Consider the following 20,384-nt stretch of genomic DNA (forward strand, 5'->3'; position numbering starts at 1 on the left):
CAACTCAGTGCAACACATCGCCCGCCTGCAGCGGGTGACCCCGCAAAAAGTCGGCGGCAGGCAAACGCTTGCCGCCTTCTATTTGCACCTCGATCAGATTCAGCAGACCGCTGCCGCAGCTGACGAGGATGCCGCTGGCATTGGCACTCACGATCGTTCCCGGAGCAGGGCAAGCATCCGCATTGGCAATGACCTGGGCTTTGTGAACCTTCATCTGCACGTCCTTCAACATGCAGGAAGTTCCTGGCCAGGGTGTGAAGGCGCGGATGAGACGGTCGAGTTCGATGGCAGGGCGTGACCAGTCGAGGCGACCGTCCTGGCGCGTTAGCTTGCGGACGTGGGTGACCTTGGATTCGTCCTGCTTCTCGCGGGGGGGATGTCCGGTAGCGAGGAGATCGAGGGCTTCTTCGAGGGCTGAGGGAGCTTGAAGGGCCAGTTTGTCGTGTAGAGTGCCCCCAGTGTCATCGTCTGCGATGGGCATGCGGTGCATGAGGAGGACATCGCCGGTGTCTAGGCCTTCATCCATGAACATGATGGACACGCCGGTCTCGGTATCGCCGTCGCGGATGGCGGCCTGGATGGGGGCGGCACCGCGGTGGCGGGGGAGGAGGGAGGTGTGGACGTTGAGGCAGCCGAGGGGGGGGACATCGAGGACGGCGCGGGAGAGGATCTGGCCGTAGGCGATGACGATGGCGACGTCGGCATTGAAGGACTTCAGTTCTTCAACGGCGTGGCGGATTTTGGCGGGTTGCAGGACGGGGATTCCTGCTGCAAGGGCGCGCACCTTGATGCGTGGCGGGGTGATCACCATTTTGCGGCCGACGGGTTTGTCGGGCTGGGTGATGACGCCGACGACCTGGTGTTTCGTGGAATTGAGGAGCCATTCCAGGGAGGGAAGGCCGATATCGCCGGTGCCGATGTAGAGGACGCGCATTCGGGGGCGGTTAGACTCTCATTTTTTCCAGTTCCTTCCACTCTGGAAGCTGCATGACGCCACCGATGATGTCGTAAAGGACCTTGGCAGGTGCCTGGCTGGCATCGATACCGAAAACGAGGTCGCTGCCGTAATGTTCCAGGATGGGCTTGGTTTCGGCCTCATAGGTGGCGAAACGTTGCTGGATGACGCTTTCGTTGGCGTCGTCGAACCGGTTGTCCTTCAAGGCGCGTTTACGTAACCGGCGGGCGAGTTCGGTGCGGTCGGGGCAGGAGAGGTGGAAGACTTTGAGGACTTCGATGTGGGGCTCCATGAACTTGGCCTGCTCGACATTGCGGGGGATGCCGTCGAGGACGAGGAAGTCGATCTCGGGCTTAAACTGATGAGAATCAATGCGTTGCTTGAGATTTTCGTGCCAGAGCTGGACGGTGACGTCGTCGGGGACGAGCTCGCCGCGGCTGGAGTATTGGACGAATTTCTGGCCGAGGGGGGTGCGGGTGTCGAGGGAGCGGAAGACATCGCCGCAGGCGAGGTGGTGGAAGCGGGGGATGCTGCCCAATACCTTTCCTTGCGTCCCCTTGCCGCTTCCGGGGGCTCCAAGGATGAGGAAGGCTTTGATGCGTGCGGGGGGATGTTGGTCGGACATGATTTTAGGGAAGGCTAGCACGTTACGTTTTTGCCACAACTTGCGCGGCGGCCAATTTCACTTCTTCGAGTGTCAGATCGGCCAAGTTGTGTGTCGGATTCCGCAAAAAACGGACCCAGGGTTGGGGTGGGGACCAGATGGCGGGGTCGGTGGGGCCGAACAGGAGGAGGGAGGGGACGCCGCATGCGGCGGCGAGATGGGAGATGCCGCTGTCATGGCCGAGGAAGGCGGTGCAGGTGCTGAGGCGGGTGGCGAGTTCGGGGAGCGGAAGGGAGTGCCAGAGGTTGGGGCCGGTGGGCTGGATGTGGCGCTCGGCTTCGGCTTCGCCGGTGATGTAGATGACTTCGGCGTTGGGGAAGGTGGCGGCGACTTGCTGCCAGTTTTCGAGGGGCCAGTTTTTCTTGGGTGAGCCGCTGCCGACGTGGATGGCGATGCGGGGATGAGCTGATGGATGAGGTTCGAAGTGGGCGCGGTGGAGGTGGTGGTCTTCGAGAAACATGGCGAGTTTCTCGAGGCCTTGGGCGAGTTGCCTGGAGGCGTGGGGGCCTGAGGGATTTACGAGGGGGGAGCACTCGATGGGGGTTTTGATGCCGATGCGTTCGAGGCTGGCGCGGAGGTGGCCGTCGGGGTCGTAGAGGAAGGTGACGACGAGGTTGAAGCTGCGCAAATGTTCGGCAAGGGCTTCGTCGATGGGGGCTGTTTTGGCGAACAGCGGGGCCATGGTGCGGTGCTCGAGGCTGCGAATGGAATCGGCGAGGCCGGCGGTGCGGGCGAGTTCGGCGATGGCGGGGTAGCCGAGGACTTCGAGATGGCAGCCGGGGATGGTTTCGCGCAGGAGGCGAAGGGCTGGGAGAGTGAGGATGAAGTCGCCTATGGCTCCGCCGCGGATGACGAGGACGCGGGGCGGGGCGGACATCGGTGGACGGTAGGCGGTAGCCGGTGGCCAGTGATCAGTAGGCAGTGGCCGGAACCAGAGGTGGAGCCGGTGGGACTGAAATCAGTAGAAGAGGACGGCGCAGGCGAGGAGGGCGATGCCGTAGGCGATGCCGCCGTAAACGGCGAGGTTCCAGCGCTGGGGTTTGGCGATGATGTCGTTGACCCAATCGCGCATGAGGAAGGGCATGCCGATGAAGAACATGCCGACGATGATCCAGACGTAGGCGAGGATGGGAAGGAGCAGGCGAGTGACTGGGGGCTGCAGGAAGGCGGCGGTGAGGACGGGGCCGGCGATGAGGAGAAGAAGGGAGCCGAGGGCGCGGACGGCGAGGAATTCTTTGACGTAGATGAGAACGGCGACGTAGCCGCCGGCAACGATGAGCATAAAGTTGCGGCGCATGTTGTAGAACTCGCCCATGTCCATGTTGGCGAGGGCGAACTCGGCCCAGAGGAAGTCGATGGTGAGGAGGAGGGCGCCCCAGAAGTAGGTGCGTGGGAAGGCTTTGAGGAAGGCCTGGGTGGGGGCCTTGTTCATGAGGGCCCAGGCATGGGTGAAGATGAGCGCGAGGGCTACGACGATGCCAGTGCCTTTGAGCGGGATGCCGCCTGTGGGTGCGAGGTGGTAGAGGTAGTCGTAGAGGTCGGCGAACATGCGGGGGACGGAAAAGGGGTGGGATAGGTGGCGCAGGGGGGGCGGGGAAGCAAACGCGGAGTTAGAGGGGAAGTTGGCGGTGGTTTGCTGTTGTTGGCGATTGTTTGCGGTGGTTGGCCGGAGTTTACAGTGGTTGACGATGGTTGACTGTTGGTGACGGTGGTTGGTCGGGCTCTCGATGCTGCGGGACTGCGGTGGACTGGAGGAGGTGTGGGTGAGGCGGAGGTTCCAGAGCGGCATCGGAGTGCCCCGTTCTTCGCTAAAGCTTCGAAGGGCAAGCTGCGCTCCCAGGGGGGAGCGATCTTTGTTGGAGAGCTAAATTTGGGTTTGTGGTTGCCTCGGGGGTGGGGTGGGGCAGTTTGGGGGACGTGAACTGAATGAAACCGAAGAAAGAAGACATCTCTGCCTGGTATGTGGTGCATACGCGTCCGAAGTGCGAGCATATCGCGGCGTCGCTGATGGGGGGGCTGGAGGGGGTGGAGACGTATTGCCCGCGGATTCGGTTTCAGAAGAGCACGCGGCGGGGGAAGGTGTGGTTCATTGAGGCGCTGTTTCCGAGCTACTTTTTCGCGCGGTTTGTGCCGAGCCAGTCGATGCGGGCAGTGAACTACTCGCAGAGTGTGATCAAGGTGGTGGACTTTGGGGGGAACCTGACGTCGGTGCCGGACTCGGCGATCGCGGAGCTGAAGGCGGAGATGAAGGATGTGGAGATCTGCGAGGTGGCGGTGGGGGTGAAGGTGGGGGATACGGTGGAGCTGACGGAGGGGCCGATGCGCGGGATGAAGGGGATTGTGAATGCGATGCTGACGGGTGTGGAGAGGGTGAGGATTTTGCTCGAATTCCTCGGGCGCGAAAACGCGGTTGAAGTACCGATGTCGAAGATTCTGACGGAGCATAAGCCGAGGGCGGTGGTGGCGGCGAGGTAGGGGTTGTTCTCGGTTCTCGGTTCTCGGTTCTTGGTTCTTGGTTCTCGATTCTCGGTTCGCTGTTCTCGGTTCGTTGGTGGCTGTGGTGCGCTGTTGTTTGCGGTGGTTGAGGAGACGGTCAGACAATGAGCCGATCAGACGGGGAGATTGAAGAGTTGTTGAGGTGAGGGGAAGCGTTGGAGGGGGGACGGTTGCTGACGGTGGTTTGTCCGGAGTTCCGGAGGGGATTGGCCGAAAAAGGGAAAAGGAGGAAAAAAGGATGAGAGGCAGAATGCTGGTGGTCGGCTTGGCGGGATTTGCGGACTGAAGGTCAGATTTTGAAACCACTCATCGGACGCTCATAAGACACTCATAAAGGCATCCGGAATTCTGAATGTTGGATGGGTGTTTCGGCGACTGAGCAGCGAATGTGGGGCTTTGGTTCTGGCAGGGAAATGACTGAGGGCGCAGAATGATTTTGCACCGCCCTCCTTCGCTGAAGCTACGGAGGCGGCCTAGTTGACGATTGTTGGGCGGAGTCGGGGGCTTGGGTCGGGTACGGCCGGTGGGGGTGGGGGGTGCGATTTGTGGTTGAGGGCTGCGCTGTGGCGTTGTTTGCCCTTCAAAAAACTCAACACCCAACACCCTTATGAAAACATTCATTCTTAACACCATCGCAGTGGTTTCTCTGGCTTCGTGTGCAACGGGGCCGGGCGCTCAAACTGGTTCGGTGATCGGCGGACTCGGCGGTGCGGCTGTCGGCGGCATCATTGGCAATCAAAGCGGTCGCGGCCTGGAAGGCGCGGCGATCGGTGCGGGCCTCGGAGCTCTGGCCGGCAACGCGATCGGCAACTCGCGGGATCAGCGGCGCTATTACAACAACGGGTATGGCTACGGTCCTTATAACAACGGGCCGTACTATGGCCCAGGTCCTGGCTATTACCGGGGCTATTGATGCTTGAAGCCTGTGGCGGCTTGTGACCACAATTGCGGCTGATTGGGGGCGAGGGTCTTGCTCTATGCCCCTTCTCAGTTGCACTTATTTTATGCTGGGTGTCTGTCTGAGGACAGGAGGGAGGACTTTGAGGCAGTCGGTGGGAGGCAGAGGGGCCGGAGGTGAACCAAATCGCCGAATTTCACGGATTCAGAGGCGGATTTTTGCATCGTTCCCCCATCGCTAAAGCTGGGGCGAGGTGCCTTTTTCGGGCAGGGTTTTGATCATTCGGTCGAAGTCGGATTCGAACAGGCGATCTTGCACGATGCGGTATTTTTCAAATTCACTTTCCGCGTGGGCTCGGGCGATTTCGGCAGTCACTTTACCGGCGTCCTGCAAGATTTCCCGGTCGGTCGCGGCGATGAAGCGGTTGAGGCGGGTTTCCCAGTCCTGCATGGTCATGGGAATTTGCCGCAACGCCATGTCTTCGGCCACATCGAGGTAGGCGGAGACGAGGCGTTGCAGCTGCGCCATCTCGTTTTCGGTGAGGTAGTTTTTGGCCACGCTGACATCGAACTTCTGGATTTTACCGGTGGGGGCGTCTTTCCAGGTGGTCAGGCCCATGTGGGTTTTGGCCGCATCTGCACGGGAGACGATGACCTCGGCGGCGGTCTGTCCGTGGATGGCCCAGTGGAGCTTATTTTGCACGGTGGCAAAGAAGCGCTGAGTGGCTGCGGCGGTGACATCGTAGTCGATGGCGGTGGCGTAGATGTCGGTGATTTTCTGGTAGAACTTGCGCTCGCTGAGGCGGATTTCGCGGATGCGCTGGAGCTGCTCCTCGAAGTATTTTTTGCCAAGGATGGAGCCGTCGTTTTTCAGACGCTCGTCGTCCATGGCAAAGCCCTTGATGGTGAAGGATTCGATGATGCCGGAGGCCCATTTGCGGAACTGGACAGCACGCTCCGAGTTGACCTTGTAGCCGACGGCGATGATGGCGGCGAGGTTGTAGTGTTGAGTGTCGTAGGTTTTGCCGTCGGCGGCAGTTATTCGAAAATTTCGAATAACTGAATCCTCGGTTAGCTCACTGTCTGAAAACACCTTTTTCAGGTGGTAGTTGATGGTGTGGGTTTCCACATCGTAGAGCAGTCCCATCATTTTCTGGGTGAGCCAGACATTCTCATCGGCATAAACGGCCTCCACGCCGCCCTGGCCACTGGCAGCCACAAAGGTGAGGTACTCGGCAGCCGAGGAACGAACCAGCGAGGGGACGGTGTTCTTTTTGGAACGACCGCCGGGAGTTGGTTTGTTTTTGCTCATGGTTTTCTGCCAATTTTTGGCGCTGTGCCGCCTCCATAGTAGGCCACAGGCAGGCTTGATCTCAAGGGGCCTCTTTATCAAGCCCAGAGCACTGGAACTCAAGGCGGCTTGATTGTGGGACGGAGGGTAACGGCAGAAGACGGTGCGAAAAAGGGGACGCTGTTTTTTGGCAAAGGAATGAAGGAGCAAGGGAATGGAGACAACCCCATGTGCTTATCCCAGCGTGTATGAGTGGAAGGCGTGGAATTGAGTGGTTGCGGCGTGCTGCGGGCTCGGAGGCCCGCGATCCATCAGCCCCGGAGCCCCACCCCGGAAAGCTCCCGCCTCTCTCGCGCGTAGGTTCGGGAATGAAACGCCTCTTGCTCTGCCTCGTGCTCGTGTCTCCGCTTTCTGCTGCTGAGCGCCCGGAGGTGATAACGCCGCGACAGACGAGTGGTGACACGGCGGTGCAGCCGCGGTGGGAGGAGATGCTGGAGGTGAGCGTGGGGCTGAAGGATGCGGACATTGTGGGTGGTGACCAGCGGGCGATCCAGGCGGCGGTGGACCATGTGGCGAGGCTGGGCGGCGGCACGGTGCGGATCAAGGCTGGCACCTACCGGCTGCGAAACGCGGTGTATCTGCAAACGGGAGTGAACCTCCGCGGCGAGAGCGGCGGCGGCACCGTGCTGATCAAGGAGCCCTCCGCCACGACGCCGCTGAAACTGGACAGCGACTGGTATGACCAGGAGATCACCCTGCATGACGCCAGCGGCTTCCGCGTGGGCGATGGCGTGTGCCTGCGCGCCAAGGATGCGAAGACGGGACGGCAGACGGTGCTCAAGCGTACGCTGGTGGCGCGCAACGGCAGCCGATTCAAGCTGGACAAGGCGCTGCGCGAAAACCTCTGGCAGATGAACGAGGCCACCTGCGCCACGCTGTTTCCCCTGCTCAGCGGCGAAAACGTGAATGATGTGCGGATCGAAAACTTGATGCTAGACGGCAATCGCCAAAATAATGCTGAGCTGGATGGCAACTACGCCGGCTGCATCTTTTTGCAGGACTGCAACCGTGTGCGCATCAGCGGCGTTACAGCGCGCAACAACCACGGCGACGGCATCAGCTGGCAGATATGCCATGATGTGGTGGTGGAAAACTGCGTGAGCGAAAACAACAGCGGCCTGGGCCTGCACCCTGGCAGTGGCTCGCAGCGCCCCATCATCCGTGGCAACACCCTGCGCGGAAACGACATCGGCATCTTCTTCTGCTGGGGCGTGAAGTACGGCCTGGCAGAAGGGAACGTGGTTGATGGAAACCGCGTCGGCATCTCCATCGGCCACCGAGACACGGACAATCTCGTGACGGGAAACACCATCCGGGGCAGCAAGGTGAACGGGCTGCTCTTCCGCCCGGAGCGCGGGCCGGACTTTGCCGGGCACCGCAACCGCATCGAGAAAAACCGCTTCATCGACAACGCGCCCGAAGGCGGCGCAGTCATCGACATCCAGGGCGGCACGGAATCGATCACGATCAGCGACAATGAGTTTACGGAAACACGCGGCGGCAAGGCGCGCGTGCTCGTAAAGCAAGGGCCGGAGACGAAGCACATCGTCATCGAAGGCAGCCGACAGAAGTAGATGGGGGATGGCTGGCGGGCAGACCCTTGGATTGATCCAGCCCACAAGCGGGACGCTTGTGTTACGGGTGATGTTTCATGGCCGCTTGCAGCATGGTGTCCGAAATGTCGAGTTTCGAGGTGGGGCCGGTGTCTTGGAGGATGGCGTTGGCGAGGAGTTCGGAGAGGGGGCGGAGGACGCGGAAGTGATCGGCGTCTTTGATTTCGAAGAAGCGGACGTGCTGGCTGGAGCGGCTGCGACGCATGCGGCGGAGGGACTCTATGTTGCCTTTGACGCCTTCGATGACGAAGGTGGGGGCATTGATGGCATCGAGGGAGAGGATGGGGGCGCGGGGGATGGCTTCGGCTTCGTTTTCGACATCGAAGGGGAGGACGTTCTGGCCGTAGGCGGCGGCGCTGTAGGCGGGGCCGAAGGAAATGACGGCGCGGAGATCGGTGGTGGAGGAGGCGACGAGGAGGGCGAGGGTGCCGCCGGTGCTGTGGCCGCCGAGGTAGATGCGGGCGGGATCGATGTAGGGCTGCTGCTTGAGCCAGGCGAGGGCGGCGAGGACGTCGTCCACCTCGCCGAGGAGGCCTTCTTTGAAGCCGGGGTTCTGATTGCCGCCGCGGAGGGAGGGGTAGAGCATGAGGAGACCGGCCTCGCGGAAGGCGCTGGCGGACTGGTCGTTTTCTGGATCGCCTTTTTCGAGGACATCGGCGGCGATGCTGTTGCTGAAGCCGCCGACGAGCCAGATGATGGCGGGGTGCTTTTTGCCGTCGCCTGGATCGGTAGAGACGTAGGCGGCCATGCTGCCGAGGGGACCAGGGTAGCTGACGAGTTTCATCCCGGTGGCTGGGGCGGGCGGGTCTGCAGCTTCGTTTTCGCGGTCTTTGCGTATGAGGCGGGTTTTGAAGGCCTGGCGGGCGCGGGTGTTTTCCTGGGTTTTCCGGACGAAGTCTTCTTGTCGCTGAGTGGCGCTCTGTTTGGCGATGTTTTCGGATGCTCTTTGGATGGTGGAGATGAGCGCCAGGCAGCCGAGGACGAGAGCCCAGAAGACGAGGGCGGCGTAGCCAAGGATCACTCCTGTGAGGGCAAGGCCGGAGCCGACGAGCCTGCCGGCTTGTTTGCGAATGCGGGAGCGGCTGATGTGGCCGGTGATAATGCCGATGAGGGCGGGAATGCCGAAGGCAAAGAGGCCGAGAATGCTGAAGACGAGGGAGATGATGGCGAGGCGGTCCGTGGAACGAGACTGTGTGACCGGAAGGCGTGTGGGAGAGCCGGGCATCGATGGCGGTGTGCTGTAGGACATGGTCAAGGGGTATAGTCGGTGGCGGGGGAGTTGCCTAGAGGAAAGGTGGACGGGGGTCGATGGACGGAGATAGATTGAGATGTGCTGTGTGGGGGAGGTGTGTGGAGGAAGTTTGGGATGGTGCGGTGGTGGTGCCCGAGGCGGGGCGGCAGGCCAAAGCCGGTTAAAAACCGGCGCTCCCAGTACGGAATGCCGCGAAGGCGTTGGTGGTGTAAAGGGGGACTGGGGACGTGCGGCGGCGGTTGGGGGACCAACCGCCCTACCTGCGCGGGGCATTCGAGCGTCCAGTGGGCATTCGGACTTCATGGGCCGGAGGCGAGGGGCTGGCGCTGTGCGTGGGATTTAGCTGTCTCTGGACTGCAACGTGCTTGGGCCTTGCAACTGCCGTGGGGTGGGGTAGCTGATTTGCTCCCCTTCCCCCTTTTTTCTTTTCCCATGCTTACCATTCGCGACGTCACGAAGACTTTTAATGCGCGCACGCTGTTTAGTGCTGCGTCGATGACCATCAATTATGGGGAGCGGGTGGCGCTGGTGGGGCCTAATGGGGCGGGGAAGTCGACGCTGTTTTCGCTGATTTTGAAGACGGATACGGCGGATGCGGGGGAGGTGATCCGGGATGAGTGGACGACGGTGGGATTTCTGCCGCAGGAGAGTGAGCCGATCGGTGATGAGACGGTGCTGGAGGTGGCGACGGGGAAGGCGGGGGAGATTGAGGCGCTGGAGAAGGCGCTGAGCGCGTTTGAGGCGGCGGGGGATGTTTCGAGCCCGGAGTATTTCGAGGCGCATGCGAAGCATGATGCGCTGCAGGATCCGCAGACGGAGGCGAAGGCGAAGAGGATCCTGAAGGGGCTGGGCTACAAGGAGGAGGATTTTGGCCGACGGGCGAAGGAGTTCAGCGGTGGCTGGGTGATGCGTGCGCATATGACGCGGCTGCTGGTGATGGAGCCGGATCTGCTGCTGCTGGATGAGCCGACGAATCACCTGGACCTGCTTTCGCTGATGTGGTTCCGGAATTACCTGAAAAATTATCCGGGGGCGCTGCTGATCATTTCGCATGACCGTGACTTCATGGATGAGCTGGTGCAGCAGGTGTATGAGATCGAGGAGAGCAAACTGATCTCTTATCAGGGGAACTACAGTGACTACCTGAAGCAGCGGGAGGAGAATTACGAGCGGGCGATGCAGGCGTACAAGAACCAGCAGAAGGAGATCGAGCAGATCCAGGATTTCATTGACCGGTTCCGGTCGGTGGCGTCGAAGGCGTCTCAGGCGCAGAGTCGTGAGAAGCAGCTGGCGAAGATGGACAAGCTGGAGAAGCCGCGGCCGCTGCGGAAGGGGTTCCGCTTTAATTTTCCACAGCCGCAGCGGAGTGGGCAGCGCCTCATTGCGCTGACGGACATTCATCAGGCGTACGGGACGAAGCAGGTGTACAAGGGCCTGGACCTGGAGGTGGAGCGTGGGGAGCGGACGGTGCTGGTGGGGCCGAACGGGGCGGGCAAGAGCACGCTGATCAAGATTTTGGCGGGTGAGGTGCCGTTTCAGAAGGGTGAGCGGAGGCTGGGGACGAATGTGAAGCTGGGGTATTTTTCGCAGCATCGGGCGGATACTTTGGACCCGGACTGCAGTGTGCTGGAGGAGCTGAAGCGTGTGGCGCCGGAGCTGCGTGAGGATGAGGCGCGGAGCATCCTGGGAAGCTTTCTTTTCAAGCGTGAGGATGTGCACAAGAAGTGCCGGGTGCTGAGCGGGGGTGAGAAGAGCCGAGTCAATTTGGTGAAGTTTCTGGTGGATCCGCCGAACCTGCTGCTGATGGACGAGCCGACGACGCATCTGGACATCTGGGCGATCGAGGGGCTGATCCTGGCGCTGCAGAAGTTTGAGGGGACGCTGGTGTTCATCAGCCATGATGTGCACTTCATCCGGTCGCTGGCGACGAAGGTGCTGCACATCACGGAGGGGAAGGTGCAGGCGTATGCGGGGGACTATGACTACTATCTGGAGAAGACGGGTGCGGAGGAGAATGCGCGGGCGGCGGTGGTGGCGGGGTGAGGGCCCGGAGGGCCCTGGGGAAGTTTGCGGTGGTTGGCGATGGTTTGCTGTTGTTGGCGGTGGTTTGACGGAGGGGTGGAATTTTTGGGGTGGTGGGTGTGGCGGAGGGTTGAGGGAGCGGGATGCTCCCTCTGCTGGGAGATTGCGGCCGCTGGGGCGTGGGAGAGGGGTTGGGGGGACTGAAAACTGAGAAATGGGAACTGAAAATTGGAAATTGGTCGGAGGGACGAAAGGTGTTAGCGGGCGAGGTGTGAAGTTTCGGGGGGAGGTGGGCGACGGACGGAGAAGAGGTAGAAAAATTAGGGGTAGAAGGATTTGAGAGGGCGGAGCGGATGTGGAGGGTGTGGCGAGACCAAGAGAGAGGGATGGAAGCAGGGAGGGGAGGTGGGGACGCGCGCTGACTTGGGGCGAGGAAAATTGGTTTAAGATGATGGGGCCAATGACTTGTGAGCGTTTTGCTACAAAATGCCTGGCATTATTAATCTGCGACGCTTTGGACCCGAGACAGCGGGGAGCTACTGGCCACGCGGAACGCGCTGCGGCTTGCGGACGTGGTTCAAATGCGCTTGGGATGAGTGCAAGAAACCTCACTCGGAGAGTGCGGACGAATTCACTGGCGGTCTTTCGGGAGACTCATGGGGGCGTGATCGGTTCCGCCGAACCAGTTGCGGCGCAACTGGGCTACTTGCTTTATTTCGGAAGGGAGGGAACGAGGAGCTTGGAGCGTTCGGCGGCTTCTTTGTCTTTGGGGCGGTAGCGGAGGAGCTCGCGGGCGGCGGCGGGGGAGCCGTTTTGTTTGAGGGATTTCAGGTAGTCTTCGAAGGGCTGCTTCTGAAGGGGGGAGACGGGACGGGTGGAGGGCGGGGCGAGGAGCCAGGTGGCCCAGCTGAGGGCGGTGTCTTCGCCGGTGGCGGGCTTTTTGGGGATGGCGGCGACGGCGGTTTCGTAGTCTTCGAGTTCGACGTCTTGGATGTTGCCCTCAGGGGTGAGGTGGCGGCGGGCGAGGCCTTCGGCGAGCTTGAGGAACCACTCGGGGAGGGTGACGTTTTGAGGGGGCATGTCGGCGCTGAAAAAGCCGTGGCCGGAGACGCGGAAGAGGACGCTGCGGCCATCGTCCGAGACGCGGGCGACGACGATGCCCTGCTCGTCGCTGTTGGCACGGGGTGTGTCGCGGATGCCGGGGGTGAGGCACTCGCCGGTGCGGATTTCCCAGACGCGGAGCTCGCCCTCATCGGTGACGGTGACGAGGCGCTGGTCGTCGGGGCTGAGGGCGATGACGGGGACGGTGACTTTGTGCTGGAGGGTCTGGATGTTTTCGCGGGTGGCGATGTCCCAGATGCGCACGGCGCGATCGCGACCGGAGGTGATGAGGAGTTTTTCGTCCTGGGTGATGGTGACGGCGCCGACGGCAGGGGGATGGAGGATGGGCTTGCCGATGGGCTTGAGGGTCTTGGCGTCGTAAATGTAAACGGTGCCGTCGGGATCGGCGGCGGCGTAGAGGGATTTTTGGCGATTGGCACCGCCGGCTTCGGAGTCGTGCAACTGCTGGGGGGAGTTGTCGGGGCCTTTGATGCGGGTGATGAGGTTTTTGTCGAGGATGTCGACGAATTTACGGCCGGCCATGCGCTCGTGAATGTCCCAGACCTGGACGAACGGGCTGCCGAGGGGAGCGAGGGCGAGGAAGGAGCCGTCGCGGGTGATCCTGGCGTCCTTCAAAGCGTAGTCGATGTGGGAGGAGAGAAGGGCGCCGGTTTGGATATCGAAGACGCTGACATCGCCATGGCGCGAAACGGTGGCGATGAGGCTGGTATCCGCAGCGGGCATGGCCTTGAGGATTTCGCCATCATGCGGGCGGGTGGGAAAGCGGAGCTTGCCGTCGCTGAGATTCCAGATGTGGACGTAGCCACCGCCATCGCCCACGACGATGGAGCGGCTGTCTGCGGTGAAGGCGAGCGAGGTGATGGCGGAGGGGTGAGCGATGGGAGCGAGGACTTCGCCGCCGTTGCGGAAACTGCCGACGAAGACTTCGCCTTTCTGGGTGCCGAGGGCGACGAGCTCCTGGGTGGGCTCGATAGCGACATGCAGGAGGCCTTTGTCCACCTCGATGGGATCGCCGACGGCCTGGCCGAGGCGGAGGTCCCAGGTGGTGGCGGTGCCATCGGGGCCTTCGGGATCGATGGGGTCGCCGCTGTAGATGGAGGTGGCGAAGACGCCGTCATTGTCGACGGCGATCTCGCCGACAACGCCTTTTTGTTTCATGACGACCGCGGGGTCCTGGGGCTTGCGCAGGTCCCAGAGATGGATGGAGCCCATGCCTGCGGCATCGATCTCGCTGCCAGCAAGGAGCTTGGTGCCATTGCCGGAGAATGCGATGCAGGTGACGAGGCTGGGCATGCGCGGCTGGAGGGTGCGGCGCTTGCCGTCTTTGAGGGTCCAGAGCTCGACGTTGCCATCGTCGCGCGCGATGACGGCCTGCTGACCGTCTGGCGTGATATCGAGGCAGGTGATCTCCACGCCGGGCGGCACGGGGTGGTCGGTGCGCTCGCCGCTTTTCATGTTCCAGGTGGAGATGACTTCACGACGCTCCTGGGGAACACCTTCCGGGGTGGCGGCGGGCTTTGACTTGGGCTTGAGGAAAGAGGCGGCAAGGACGGTGCCGGCTTCGCGGCTGACGGCGACTTTTGCGGCGTCAACAGCGCCCTCGGGCAGGCTGAGTGGAGAGGTGTCTGGACGAATGAGATGAACATTGGCCAGCAAAGAAAGCAGGTAGGTGGAGGAGAGCTTGTTTGCGGGATCGGTGCGGAGCGAGCGGGCAAGGTAGGCGACGGCGTCATTGTACTGACCGCGCTCGCTGAATTGACGGGCCATCTGCTGGTCTGAGTGGCTGAAGGATTTGCGGAGGTCTTCACGCCCAAGCTCGGCCTCTGCGCGATTGCGCTCGGCCTCGAAATACAAAGCGGTGCTGGTGATGCCGCCGACAAGGACGGCGAGAGAGATGGCGATGGCCGCAGCGACGCCGACGCGGTGACGGCGGACGAATTTGGTGATGAGATAACGCCGGCTCGGCGGACGAGCGGTGATGGGCTCGAAGCTCAGGTAGCGGGTGATGTCGTCTGCGAGATCGTCGGCGCTGCCATAGCGGCGGTTGGGATCGCGCTCAAGGGCCTTGAGGGCGATCCAGTCGAGATCCCCCTGCACGGCGGGCTCGATGGTGGAAGGCTTGGGGGGATCCTTTTCCGCGAGATCGCGGAGGAGCACGTGGACGGGCTTTGAGGCGATGTCCGCCGGAGTGATGAGAGCGCGGCCGCAGATGAGCTCGAAAAAGACGCCGCCGAGGGCATAGACGTCTGAACGTGTGTCCACATGCGAGCTGCCGTTTTCAATCTGCTCGGGGCTGATGTAGCCGGGGGTGCCGACGAGCTGATCGACGCCGGTGGCAATGGTGTGGCCGGAGCCTTCGCCTTCGAGGACTTTGGCGATGCCGAAGTCGATGACTTTGGGCACGGCTTTGCCGGCCTCGTCCATGACCATGATGTTGCCGGGCTTGATGTCGCGATGGATGATGCCCTTTTGATGGGCGTGATGCACGGCGCGGCAGACGGGAATGAATAGAGCGAGGCGCTGGCGGAGATCGAGGCCGTTTTGCTTGCAGTAGCTGGTGATGGAGCGGCCTTTGACCATCTCCATGACAAAGAAGGGAGCGCCGATGTCCGTCTCGCCGGCATCGAGAATGCGGGCGATGTTGGGATGCTCCATGATGGCGAGCGTGCGCTGCTCGATGGCGAAGCGGCCGAGGATGTCCTGAGATGTGACGCCGGCCTTGACGATCTTGATGGCGACGATGCGGTGAATGGGCTTCACCTGCTCGGCGCGATAAACGACGCCGAAGCCCCCTTCCCCGAGTTTGTCGAGGAGGCGGTAGCGATCGCCGATCCAGCCGTCGTTGCCAGTGAGGGACTCCATGTGGGAGCGCGGCCTGGACGGGCTGCCCATGGAGGCCATGGAACTGGCGGTGGCGGCGGGGAGGCCGCCGTGGCTCTGCAGAGTGGCGGCACCGGGAAGCGTGGCTGGCTTGCCCGTGGGGATGGCGATGGTCTGGTCCTCAGGGCCCAGCGTGATCATGCCGGTGTCAGGACTTGAGATGGTTTGACCGCCACCCATGGTGGCCACAGGGAGTTTGCGGCTGGGATTTGCAATGGCGATGGTGACGTCCTCCGGGCCGAGAGTAACATTGCCCGTGGGGACTTCCTCAACCGCGGGTGCCGGGGGCACTTGAGCGGTGGCGATCTTGTCTTTCCTTTCCTGCTTGATGGCGGGAATGGCGATGGTGACGTCTTCCGGCCCCAGAGTGATCATGCCGGTGGCCGATTCTTCAGGGGGCATGAACTTTGCATCCTCGTCTGACGGAGATGGTGGAGCTGGCTGGGCCGGATCAGGGTTCACAGGGGAAAAAGATAGAACTCGTGCAATGTTTCAGAGAACGCAGAGTGGGGCAAGCCTTGTGATGGTGGCGCGGCAGAAAAGATGAGAGCGTGCGCGGATCTCTTGAGACTGAGTCTGAGACCAAGTCTGAAACTGAAGGCGGCGAAGCGGCCGCGCATGCGCTGCTGCCGCGAGGTGCACCATCATTGCAAAGACCTCAGGCGGAGCCTGCGCAGTGCATAGAAGGGTTCTGCGGACTCTGGGATGCGTCTGGCACCCTGCTTGCGTTTTGGGCTGAACTGATCGCGCTGAGCTGTGAAGATGCCTTCCACAAACGCCTTGCTGCCGAGAACGAGACCATCGGAGAAATAACGAACGCGGAGGCGCACGAGCTCTGCGGGAGTTAATTTGCCGTGGGCTGCGAGAGTGGCGCGGGCCGACTCGGTGGTGGGGGGGCTGGAACTGGATGTGACGCCGGATTGCACGGTCTGCTCCGTTTGTGGGACACTGGGGCCGCGACCAGAATCCTCCAGAAGATCTCGATAGGCCTCTGCCACCGCCGCAGTGCGCCAGCCGTCCACCGGTTTGCCAAGGGCCCTGCACAGACCGCGCTGAGCTCTGCGGCTGCCGCCGAGGGCTTCGGCGTAACCGCACCAGCGGTAATCTTGCGCGTTTTTGACCAAGCCGGCGCGGACGGGGTTGAGATCGATGTAGGCGGCCATGGTGCGCAGGGGTTCGCCTTTGCCCTCGACGAGGACGCTTTTGAAGCGGTCCATCCACAGGGTGCCGCGGCGGCCGCGGCGTTTGTTGAACCAGCGGCTGAAGCGCTCTTTGATTTCTTTGACGAAGAGGGAGAGATCGCAGAAGCGCCTTTTTAGGGCTTCGCCTCGCTGGTCAGCGAGCGAGGAGAGGCCGCGGGCGCGGAGATCGGCGAGTTCATCGCGCAGAAGGCCGAGGTAGGTGCGGCTGTAGAGGATGCTGAGGTGGTCGAAGAGTTTGTCTTCGCCCCTGGGGCCGGTGAAGCGCTGCAGCCAAGTCTGACGATGAGGGACTTCTGCGAGGAGATGGAAGTGGTTTCCCATGAGGCAGTAGGTCACGAGTTTGATGCCGCTGAATTCGGCCATGCGCCAGATGATGCGGCGGAGCGCTTCCTTTTCGACGTCGTCGAAGAAGACCTCCCCGCCACAGGTGCGAGACATGACGTGGTAGCAGTAGGACTCCAAGGGGCCGCGACCGAGGACGCGAAGGCGGCCACCAGACCAGGAACGCGCGCCGGGATAGAGGCCGGTTTTGGCGTTGACGCCGACGAGCTGGTCTTCGAGTGCGCGAGGCGCAGGGCTTTGATGTTCAGGGGTGTGGGTGGGGCGCATCTTATGGGAAGAGACAAGGAAGAGCGAAAAAAGCAAACTAAATGCCTGGCATTATTTTAGTAGTTGCTGCTTGCGGGGGGCTTGGGGTCAGAAGCGGCGGAGGCGGAGGCTGTTGAGGATGACGGAGACGCTGCTGAGGGACATGGCGATGCTGGCGATCATGGGGTTGAGTAGCCAGCCGGTGAGGGGATAGAGGATGCCGGCGGCGAGGGGGATGCCGAGGCCGTTGTAGAGGAAGGCAAACATGAGGTTCTGACGAATGACCTTCATGGTGGCACGGCTGAGGGAGAAGGCCTGGTGGAGGGCGCGGAGATCGCCCTTCATGAGGGTGACGGCGGCACTCTGAATGGCGACTTCGGTGCCGGTGCCCATGGCGATTCCGACATCGGCGGCGGCGAGGGCTGGGGCGTCATTGATTCCGTCTCCGGCAAAGGCGACGTGGCGGTCTTTGCCGCGGGCCTGATAGACGTGGAGGAGCTTTTCTTTGGAGGAGACTTCGGCGGCAACGTCGTCGATGCCGAGGTCTTTGGCGACGCGCTGGGCAGTGGCGAGGGAGTCGCCGGTGATCATCTGCAGTTTCAAGCCGAGGGCGTGAAGCGCGGTGATGGCGGGTGGCGCGGACTCTTTGAGTTTGTCTTTGATGGCGATGAGGCCAAGGGGCTTTTCGTTAAGGACGACGACGACGACGGTGCAGCCTTCGGCCTGCATCCGCATGGACTGGGTGTGGCATTCGGCGCTGATGAAGACGCCGTTTTTCTTGAGGAAGGCCTCCTGGCCGATGAAGACTTCGCTGTCGCCGACGTTGCCGAGGACGCCGCTGCCGGTGATGGACTGGAAATCGGTGACGGCGGCGAGAGGGATGTTGCGCTCTTTGGCGGCTCTGACGATGGCGGTGGCGATGGGGTGCTCGCTCACGGCTTCGACGGCGGCGGCACAGGCGAGGAGATCGCGTGCGGAGAGACCGGGCAGCGGGAAGATCTCCGCCACCGAAGGTTTGCCTTCGGTGAGGGTGCCGGTCTTGTCGAGCATGAGGATGTCGATGCCGTGGAGACGTTCGAGGGTTTCGGCGTTTTTGATGAGGATGCCAAGCTGTGCGCCGCGGCCGAGGCCCACGGTGACGGCCATGGGCGTGGCGAGGCCGAGGGCGCAGGGACAGGCGATGATGAGGACGGCGACGGCATTGACGACAGCGAAGGCAAAGGAAGGCTGCGGGCCAAACTGCCACCAGAGAAGGAAGGTGAGCAAGGCGATGCCGACCACGGTGGGAACGAACCAGGCGGAGACGCGGTCGGCGAGGCGCTGCACCGGGGCGCGGCTGGCCTGTGCCTTGGCGGTCATTTCAACAATCTGACTCAGGACCGTATTTGCTCCGACACGCTCGGCGCGCATGAGGAAGGTGCCTGTGGCATTGACGGTGCCGCCGGTGACTGCGGAGCCGGCTTCCTTCTTCTGCGGCATGGATTCGCCAGTGAGCATGGACTCATCGACGGTGGAGCTGCCTTCGGTGACGATGCCATCCACGGGAATGCGAGAGCCGGGCTTGAGGCGGAGGATGTCGCCGGGCTGGATGTCATCGATGGGGGTGTCGATTTCGTGACCGTCGCGAACAAGCAGGGCGGTCTTGGGCGCCAGGTTCATGAGGGCGCGGATGGCAGAGCCGGTGGCTTTGCGGGCGCGGAGCTCAAGAAGCTGGCCGAGAAGCACGAGCACGGTGATGACGGCGGCGCTCTCGAAGTAAAGCACCATGCCGCCATGCGTGGCCGCATGCGGCAGCCATTGCGGCGCCACGAGCGTCACGGTGCTGTAGGTCCATGCGGCAAGGACGCCGAGGCCGATGAGGGTGAACATGTTGAACCGCAGCGTGACGAGCGAGCGGGCAAAGCGGACGAGCAGGGGCCAGCCGACCCAGAAGACGACCGGGGTGGCCCAGACGAACTGCATCCATGCGGAGGCTTCGTGAGGGATGTCGCGAATGACGGGAAGTTCCATGCCCATGGAGAGCAGGACGACCGGGGCGGTCATGGCGGTGCTCCAGCGGACGCGCCACCAGAGGTCGCGGACTTCCTCATCGCCGCCGTCGCCACAGCATTCGGGCTCGTTGCGCTGGGCGAGAGGGTTTTTCTCCAAGGCCATGCCGCAATGCGGGCAGGCGCCCGACTTGTCAGAACTCACGCCATCGCACATCGGGCAGATGTAGAGGGGCGGGGTCGATGGCAGGCTTTCCCTGGCAGCAGCTGCAGGCTTCGGCTTCTGCTCATCCGAGGAGCAGTGCGGACAGGAGGTGGGCGCGGAGGGAAGCATTGCGACGGTAAAATAGCCGCACAAAGAACGCCATCACCAGACTATTCTTGGCGAAAGGTGTGTCAGAGGACCCGGGGATGGGGGGAGAGATTGAAGGAGCGCCGTTGATCCGGAGGGGGAATGGAAAAGGAGATGATGCGGGTGCTGATGGAGTGCAGCCAGAAATCGCTGCTGAGGTACGCTGGATATTGGGCGTGGGTCTGGGGGATGGCGGAGCGCTGACCGACAGACAAGAGTGTCTGTCGTACTTCTGACGAGCGCACTTTTTGAGCGCTCCAGTTCATCAAGGACATGCGTTGAGGTGCCCTACTTGACGGATTCGTAGGCTTTCAGAGTGGGCTCGATGGCTTTGAGGGCGGTGGCCCAGAATTCGGGCTGGGTGATGTCTTCGCCGAGGCTTTGCTTCACGACTTCTTCGCAGGTGGCGCTGCCGGTCATGGCGAGGAAGGATTCATAGCGGGGGAGGAAGGAGGGGCCTTCGGCTTTGAAGCGGGCAAAGAGGGCCTGGCTGAGGAGATAACCGAAGACGTAGGGGAAATTGTAGAAGGAGATGCCGCTGATGAAGAAGTGCATCTTGGAGGCCCAGAACATGGGATCAAAGCCGTCTTCGAGGAGGGTGTCGCCGTAGAGCTTGCGCTGGGCTTCGCACATGAGCTCGCTGAGGCGGCTGACGCTGACCTCGCCGCTGGCACGCTCGGTGTAGAAGGCTTTTTCAAACTCGTAGCGCATGGGGATATTGATGAGGTAGGCGTGCGCGCGGAGCATTTCCTGATCGAGGAGGTAGGCCTTGGTGGCTTCGGTGATGGCGGGGTCGCTCATGAGGCCGTTGAGGAGGATCATCTCGCCGAAGTTTGAAGCGGTTTCGGCGAGGGTCATGGGGTAGCTGGCGGCGAAGGAGCGGGCAGGACGCAGAACGCAGGAGTGCCAGGCGTGGCCGACTTCATGGGCGAGTGTGACCATGTCGTGCACGGTGCGGTGGAAGGTCATGTAGACGCGCTCTTCGTGCTTGAGCTGCGAGCC

14 protein-coding genes are annotated in these 20,384 nt (G+C 62.0%); 4 read left to right on the top strand and 10 right to left on the bottom strand.

Features of this window, described 5'->3' with window-relative positions; all coding sequences use genetic code 11:
- Positions 1 to 4 precede the first annotated feature (4 nt).
- From fmt to ACILSO_RS31150, 4 genes are all read right to left on the bottom strand, one after another.
- Positions 5 to 934 carry a methionyl-tRNA formyltransferase gene (gene fmt / locus ACILSO_RS31135; RefSeq protein WP_395741402.1) on the bottom strand — a complete coding sequence of 310 codons (930 nt, stop codon included), beginning with the start codon at positions 932 to 934 and terminating at the stop codon, positions 5 to 7.
- A gap of 10 nt (positions 935 to 944) precedes the next feature.
- A complete protein-coding gene (locus ACILSO_RS31140; protein ID WP_395741403.1) occupies positions 945 to 1,580 on the bottom strand; it encodes an adenylate kinase family protein in 636 nt (211 codons plus the stop codon).
- Between the two features lie 22 nt (positions 1,581 to 1,602).
- Complete coding sequence (locus tag ACILSO_RS31145; RefSeq protein ID WP_395741404.1) at positions 1,603 to 2,496, bottom strand: glycosyltransferase family 9 protein; 894 nt, start codon at positions 2,494 to 2,496, stop codon at positions 1,603 to 1,605.
- An 81-nt stretch (positions 2,497 to 2,577) separates the two neighbouring features.
- Positions 2,578 to 3,168 (bottom strand): hypothetical protein, encoded by a 591-nt coding sequence (locus ACILSO_RS31150; protein ID WP_395741405.1) that lies wholly within the window; start codon positions 3,166 to 3,168, stop codon positions 2,578 to 2,580.
- Positions 3,169 to 3,545: 377 nt separating this feature from the next.
- Here ACILSO_RS31150 and ACILSO_RS31155 point away from each other — a divergent pair, with 377 nt between their 5' ends.
- The gene (locus ACILSO_RS31155; protein ID WP_395741406.1) at positions 3,546 to 4,094 is read left to right on the top strand and encodes a transcription termination/antitermination protein NusG; all 549 of its coding nucleotides are present in this window, start codon (positions 3,546 to 3,548) and stop codon (positions 4,092 to 4,094) included.
- Positions 4,095 to 4,722: 628 nt separating this feature from the next.
- On the top strand, positions 4,723 to 5,028 hold the full coding sequence (locus ACILSO_RS31160; RefSeq protein ID WP_395741407.1) for a glycine zipper domain-containing protein: 306 nt from the start codon (positions 4,723 to 4,725) through the stop codon (positions 5,026 to 5,028).
- A 222-nt stretch (positions 5,029 to 5,250) separates the two neighbouring features.
- Here the strand turns inward: ACILSO_RS31160 and ACILSO_RS31165 are convergent, their stop codons facing one another.
- Entirely contained in the window at positions 5,251 to 6,324 is a 1,074-nt protein-coding gene (locus ACILSO_RS31165; protein ID WP_395741408.1) for a virulence RhuM family protein, read from the bottom strand.
- A gap of 347 nt (positions 6,325 to 6,671) precedes the next feature.
- On the opposite strand from ACILSO_RS31165, the gene ACILSO_RS31170 reads away from it, so the two are divergent.
- Positions 6,672 to 7,937 carry a NosD domain-containing protein gene (locus tag ACILSO_RS31170; RefSeq protein WP_395741409.1) on the top strand — a complete coding sequence of 422 codons (1,266 nt, stop codon included), beginning with the start codon at positions 6,672 to 6,674 and terminating at the stop codon, positions 7,935 to 7,937.
- Between the two features lie 61 nt (positions 7,938 to 7,998).
- On the opposite strand, the gene ACILSO_RS31175 is transcribed toward ACILSO_RS31170, so the two are convergent.
- Positions 7,999 to 9,225 carry a DUF4190 domain-containing protein gene (locus ACILSO_RS31175; RefSeq protein WP_395741410.1) on the bottom strand — a complete coding sequence of 409 codons (1,227 nt, stop codon included), beginning with the start codon at positions 9,223 to 9,225 and terminating at the stop codon, positions 7,999 to 8,001.
- A 435-nt stretch (positions 9,226 to 9,660) separates the two neighbouring features.
- Here ACILSO_RS31175 and ACILSO_RS31180 point away from each other — a divergent pair, with 435 nt between their 5' ends.
- Entirely contained in the window at positions 9,661 to 11,271 is a 1,611-nt protein-coding gene (locus ACILSO_RS31180) for an ABC-F family ATP-binding cassette domain-containing protein (RefSeq protein WP_395741411.1), read from the top strand.
- 690 nt (positions 11,272 to 11,961) lie between these two features.
- On the opposite strand, the gene ACILSO_RS31185 is transcribed toward ACILSO_RS31180, so the two are convergent.
- The 4 genes from ACILSO_RS31185 to ACILSO_RS31200 all read right to left on the bottom strand — a co-directional run.
- Entirely contained in the window at positions 11,962 to 15,654 is a 3,693-nt protein-coding gene (locus tag ACILSO_RS31185; protein ID WP_395741412.1) for a protein kinase domain-containing protein, read from the bottom strand.
- 242 nt (positions 15,655 to 15,896) lie between these two features.
- Entirely contained in the window at positions 15,897 to 17,063 is a 1,167-nt protein-coding gene (locus ACILSO_RS31190; protein WP_395741413.1) for a transposase, read from the bottom strand.
- A gap of 87 nt (positions 17,064 to 17,150) precedes the next feature.
- Positions 17,151 to 19,364 carry a copper-transporting P-type ATPase gene (locus ACILSO_RS31195; protein ID WP_395741414.1) on the bottom strand — a complete coding sequence of 738 codons (2,214 nt, stop codon included), beginning with the start codon at positions 19,362 to 19,364 and terminating at the stop codon, positions 17,151 to 17,153.
- Between the two features lie 306 nt (positions 19,365 to 19,670).
- Positions 19,671 to 20,384, bottom strand: a 714-nt coding sequence (locus ACILSO_RS31200) for a M3 family metallopeptidase (RefSeq protein ID WP_395741415.1), incomplete at its 5' end; no start/stop codon positions are given.

The sequence above is a fragment of the Prosthecobacter sp. genome (assembly GCF_044226605.1).
Classification (GTDB): domain Bacteria; phylum Verrucomicrobiota; class Verrucomicrobiia; order Verrucomicrobiales; family Verrucomicrobiaceae; genus Prosthecobacter.